The 3,512-nt window shown below is 44.1% G+C and carries 2 protein-coding genes; both read left to right on the plus strand.

All coding sequences use genetic code 11. The features are described from left to right. Positions 1-251 precede the first annotated feature (251 nt). On the plus strand, positions 252-1,553 hold the full coding sequence (locus AC4II3_RS31055; protein ID WP_488016326.1) for a glutamyl-tRNA reductase: 1,302 nt from the start codon (positions 252-254) through the stop codon (positions 1,551-1,553). Positions 1,554-1,638: 85 nt separating this feature from the next. Then, a partial coding sequence (locus AC4II3_RS31060) for a UPF0182 family protein (RefSeq protein ID WP_490723006.1) occupies positions 1,639-3,512 on the plus strand: 1,874 nt, incomplete at its 3' end.

Consider the following 3,512-nt stretch of genomic DNA (forward strand, 5'->3'; position numbering starts at 1 on the left):
TCCCTACTCCCTACTCCCTACTCCCTACTCCCTACTCCCTACTCCCTAAAACCAAATATAAAAGTTTCTCACCTTTTTAAGAATTGCTATATAGCACTACGCACTATGGTTAAGACAAATGAATGAAAAATAAAATAGCTCAATCCCTTGATTAGTAAGCTTTTTTCTTCACTATTGCCTATTGCCTATTGCCTATTGCCTGGCGCGTAGCGCTATAACTAATACTGCAATCAAACCTTCATATAAAAAACATGAATATTGCCGTAGTAGGTCTGAGCCACAAGACAGCACCGGTTGAAGTCAGAGAAAAACTCAGCATTCCAGAAGCCCAGTTAGAAACTGTGATGCCCGACTTATGTAGCTATCCTCATATAGAAGAGGTAGCGATACTGAGTACTTGTAATCGGTTGGAAGTTTATATAGTCACCACAGAAACTGATGCAGGAATTCGAGAATTGTGCCAGTTTCTGACAGAAAAAGCTGGCATTCCTCTAGCCAAGTTGCGCCCCCACCTATTTATTCTGTTGTATCAAGATGCAGTCATGCACTTAATGCGGGTTGCTGGCGGTCTAGATAGCCTAGTCTTAGGAGAAGGGCAAATTCTAGCTCAGGTCAAAACCACCCATAAACTTGGTCAGCAACACAAGGGAATTGGACGTCTACTTAATAAACTGTTTAAACAAGCAATTACTGCCGGTAAGCGAGTTCGCACCGAAACCAGTATTGGAACAGGGGCAGTCTCCATTAGCTCAGCCGCAGTAGAGTTAGCTCAGCAGAAGGTAGAGACCCTTTATGGCACCTCTTTGACCCCCTATAAAATAGCAATTATTGGTGCTGGCAAGATGTCGCGCTTACTGGTGAAACATCTGCTGGCCAAAGGTGCCGTAGATATCTCAATTCTGAATCGTTCCACCAAACGGGCTGAAGAGTTAGCCCAAGGGTTTCCCAAAGCAGAGCTAAAACTCCATGCCTTGTCAGATATGATGACAGTGGTTGCCGAGTCAGATATCGTATTTACTAGCACTGGTGCCACCGAACCACTCCTGACTCGCTCGAATTTAGAAGGAGTGTTGCAGACTAGCCAATCATTAATGCTAATTGATATTTCTGTGCCTCGTAATGTAGCAGCGGATGTTGATGAGCTAGAGACTGTCCACTCATTCAACGTGGATGACTTAAAAGCAGTAGTAGCACAGAATCAAGAAAGCCGTCGTAAGATGGCCATGGAAGCAGAAGAACTCTTATACCAAGAAGTGGAAGCCTTTGACATCTGGTGGCGTTCCCTAGAAACCGTTTCTACCATTAGCAGCTTGCGCAGCAAGGTCGAAACAATCCGTGAGCAAGAGCTAGAGAAAGCCCTATCCCGTCTTGGGTCAGAATTTGCCGAAAAACATCAAGAAGTGATCGAAGCCCTAACCAGAGGGATTGTTAACAAAATCCTTCATGACCCGATGGTGCAATTACGAGCACAGCAAGATATTGAAACCCGACGCTTGGCCATGGAATCGTTACAAATGCTATTTAATTTAGATAATGGCAAGCAACCAATTTAGCAGTTAGTGATTCGTGAGAAAGTCGGGAAGTCTTGGGTTTTTCAGGAACCACGCTATCCTGGTAATGACTCAAAACTAAAGACAAATGACCAAACTCTCTCGCTGGGTTACTGGGCTACTCGGTATATGGATAGCTTGGAATTTGCTATCTCACCTGGTAGCAGAAATTTTATGGTTCACGGAAGTGGATTATCTATCCGCTTTCGTGCTGCGTTTGCAGACCCAGCTGAGTTTGTGGGTAATTGTATTTATCCTATCATTGGGGTTTTTGCTGACGAATTTATCCTTAGCCAACCAATTCAAGCATCCGAAAAATTTAGCAGACCTCGAGATTACCTGGCTAAAAGGGTTTAAAACTCTTGACTCTTCATCGTTAACCCTTAACCAAACACAGTTAAACTCACCCTCCCCCATCGTGAAATCGGGAGTGAGAGCGGATAGAAAATTTTCTAGAAAACGCCCAGCCTTCAGATTGCGATCGCTTTTGCCCTTTGCCCTAGCACTCAGTTTATTAGTTGGGGTGGTGCTGTTGTACTACGGAAAAACCGCCTTTTTCGTTTGGGATTTCCATCGGAAAACCTTGTCAGCCACCTTTCTGAGTGAAGCAACACCCCCCTTACCATCACCCTTGGGTTGGGTATCTCTTGGAAAGCTATTTTTATCGGAATCCAGAAGCTATCTAGTTTGGCAGCTGGGGATGATCTCCGCAGTGATGCTAGGGCTAATGGTGAATACTCAGTTGTGGTTAAGAGCGATCGCCCTAGCACTAAGTTTTTCCTGGGCGATGGTGATCTCAGAACAATGGGGCAGAATTTTAGAGTATCTCTATCCCACTGCCTTTAACACTACCGAGCCACTATTTAGACAGGATATCGGTTTCTATGTATTTGGTGTACCCCTATGGCAACTATTGGATTTTTGGCTAGGGGGATTATTTCTCTTTGGTCTAGTGGCAGTATGGCTAATTTACTTAACCTCGGGTAATAGTCTTTCAGATGGTAAATTTCCGGGATTTTCCCAAAACCAACTACGGCACCTGTATGGCCTTGGGTCTGCTGTGTCCGCAATCACAGCCTTCCACTATTGGCTTTCCCGGTACAATTTACTCTATTCAACCCGTGGTGTGGCTTACGGTGCCGGTTACACCAATGTCTCAGTCAAGTTGCCCTTTAATACCGGATTGAGCATTCTGGCCTTTGCGATCGCACTGTTGTTACTCTTGAGGTCAATTGTCTGGATACGCCGCCTGCCCACCAAAATACCAGTAGCATTGTGGATACTCGGCTTATACCTAGGTATATGGGGGATTGCTGGGGTAATCTTACCCGCAGCAGTGCAACGGTTTAAAGTCGAACCCAACGAGTTAGCCTTAGAACGACCCTATATTGCTCGGACTATTGCCCTAACCAGAGCAGCTTTTGAGCTGGATAGTATTGAAGTTGAAACCTTTAACCCCCAAGGTAATCTGACCAGCACCGATCTAGAAAAAAATCACCTAACCATCGACAACATTCCCCTGTGGGATACCCGCCCCTTATTACAAAGTAATCGTCAGCTGCAACAACTGAGACTTTACTATAAATTTCCCGACGCCAATGTTGATCGCTACACCATTAAAGTTAATCCAAACCAGTTAAAGGCTGGCTTGAATGTTAGCAAGTTGAATGTTGATGACAAGTTGAAGGTTAGCAAGTTGAATGTTGATGACAAGTTGAAGGTTAGCAAGTTGAATGTTGATGACAAGTTGAATGTTAGCAAGTTGAATGTTAGCAAGTTGAATGTTAGCAAGTTGAATCTTGCCTGGTTGAATATTAACTGGTTGAATATTAACTGGTTGAATGTTAGCAAGTTGAATGTTGAAAGTTCAAAAAACCCCCTTCAACCCAATAACCTTCAACCCAATAACCTTCAACCCAATCACCTTCAACCCAATCACCTTCAACCCAATCACCTTCAACC

The sequence above is a fragment of the Moorena sp. genome (assembly GCF_982860115.1).